Source organism: Archangium sp. (genome assembly GCF_036389735.1).
In the GTDB taxonomy this organism is placed as follows: domain Bacteria; phylum Myxococcota; class Myxococcia; order Myxococcales; family Myxococcaceae; genus Archangium.
In genome coordinates this window covers 1-1940 of sequence record NZ_DASVWK010000656.1, presented here as the reverse complement: position 1 = coordinate 1940, position 1940 = coordinate 1, and the positions used below count along the sequence as shown (strand labels likewise).

2 protein-coding genes are annotated in these 1940 nt (G+C 64.8%); both read right to left on the bottom strand.

Going from position 1 to position 1940, the window contains the following annotated elements; translation table 11 throughout:
- Positions 1–662 precede the first annotated feature (662 nt).
- A complete protein-coding gene (gene gmk / locus VF794_RS22985) occupies positions 663–1304 on the bottom strand; it encodes a guanylate kinase (protein WP_331113838.1) in 642 nt (213 codons plus the stop codon).
- A partial coding sequence (locus VF794_RS22980) for a YicC/YloC family endoribonuclease (protein ID WP_331113836.1) occupies positions 1301–1940 on the bottom strand: 640 nt, incomplete at its 5' end. The genes gmk and VF794_RS22980, both read right to left, overlap by 4 nt.

Sequence of the window (1940 nt, the reverse complement as noted above, 5' to 3'; positions counted from 1 at the left end):
TTCTTCTTGGGCTTGCTATTTGGTTTTCAAAGACCGAGTCGCTTGTTCCCGCCGCGACTTCCTGCTACGCTGCACCCCATTCAACCCGGGGGCTGCATTCTTTATTTCGAACCGGCTTTTCTGTCAAGCGGCCGTTGCCGCTCCGTTTCACCGCTTCGCCCCGGTTTGGATTCAACATCGCGCCACTGCGCTTTGTTTCTTCCTTCGGGGAGGGGGCGCGGCTTCTACCGCTTCACCCCAGGGGAGTCAACCGCTCTTTTCAGCCGATTGATTCCGCTCGCAGTCGGCTTTTTCAGCCGCACTGGCGAGGTTCCCAGTATCTATGACCGCCTTCGGGACTTGTCAACTTCATCGACCCGTCCCTTCGGGTTCTGACCACCGTCGCTCGCGCCTTCTGTCGCGACGTCGGCCTTCGGTCCTATGCTTGCTGAAAAGATCAAGCCTCGCTTCGCTGGAGTGTCACCGCTGTGACACCGCGCCGTGAGGTGAGGCGGCTTATCCTCCAACTGATCAGGCGGCGCAAGCTATTTCACCTGCGCCTTCCCGTACGCCCCACCCGGACTCCAGGTTCCAGCCGAGGCAGTACCCCGGCCAGGCCACTCAGCTCTGGTCTCGGCGGCGTTGGGAAAAACCCCTGATGGGGCTCACGTCATTCCCGACGATCAACGCCCTGCATCCGTGGGCTTCTCCAGCCGCAGCTTCGAGAGATCCACCCGCCCTCGCCTGCAGCGCTCCGCAATCACCACCGAGCGGAGATCTCTATATGCGCGCTCGAAGTCGTCGTTCACGAGGATGTAATCGTAGCTAGCGACCCCTCGCTCAATCTCCGAGCGAGCCGCCAGCATCCGACGACGGATCGTTTCCTCCGCATCAGTGCCACGCTCACGCAGTCGCCTCTCAAGTTCCTCCATTGAGGGAGGCAGGACGAAAACCATCACCGTGTCGGGGTGCTTGCGCTTGATGGCCTGCCCGCCCTGCACGTCGATATCGAAGATCGCCACGCCTCGACGGGCTCGGGCCTCGTCCACCACGGCCTGGGAGCTGCCGTAGAAGTGACCGTGGACCTCGGCCCACTCCACGAACTCGCCCCGCTCGATCCGCTCCTGGAAGGAGGCGACGTCCACGAAGTGGTAGTCCACACCGTCCTGCTCCCGGCCTCGAGGCTTTCGGGTGGTGACGCTGATGGAGAAAAGGGCGTCCGGCAGCTCGGCGAGCAGGCGGCGCGCCAAAGTGGTCTTCCCCGTCCCCGAGGGCGCGGAGAGGACAAGAAGGATGCCCGGCTGAAGCGGAGTGGACTCGTTCATTCGACGTTCTGGACCTGTTCGCGGATGCGCTCGACTTCTGCCTTCATCGACACCACTCGCGCGGAGATCTCCGCGTGCTGGCTCTTGGAGCCCGTGGTGTTCACCTCGCGGTGCATCTCCTGGACGAGGAAGTCCATGCGGCGACCCGCCGGCTCGCTCCCCGCCATCATCTGACGGAACTGCTCAAGGTGACTGGACAGCCGTGTCATCTCCTCGGCGATATCCGTCCGCTCGGCGAACACCGCCACCTCCTGGGCGAGCCGCTGCTCGTCCACGGAGATGCCACGCGCCAGCTCGGCGACCCGCTCGGTCAGTCGATGGCGGTACTCCTCCACCGACCGGGGCGCCAGTTCCGCTACCTCGCGGCTCCAGCGTTCGATGAGCCCCAGCCGCGCCTCCAGATCGGCCTGGATCGCCTCGCCCTCCACCCGGCGCATCTGCTCCAGCGCGGTGAGCGCCTGGTCCAGCCCCGCCAACGCCGCCTTCGTGGCGGACTCCACGTCCATCCCCTTCTCCTCCAGTCGCATCACCCCCGGCTGGTTCGCCACCTGCGTCCAGGACACCTCGGCAAGCATCCCGAGCGCCTCGGCGACCTCCCGGAAGGCTCGCGCGTACTCCCGCGCCAGCGCCCCATCC

Excerpts from the sequence above, each read along its gene's own strand:
- gmk (WP_331113838.1), bottom strand. The coding sequence starts at position 1,304 with ATGAACGAGTCCACTCCGCTTCAGCCGGGCATCCTTCTTGTCCTCTCC.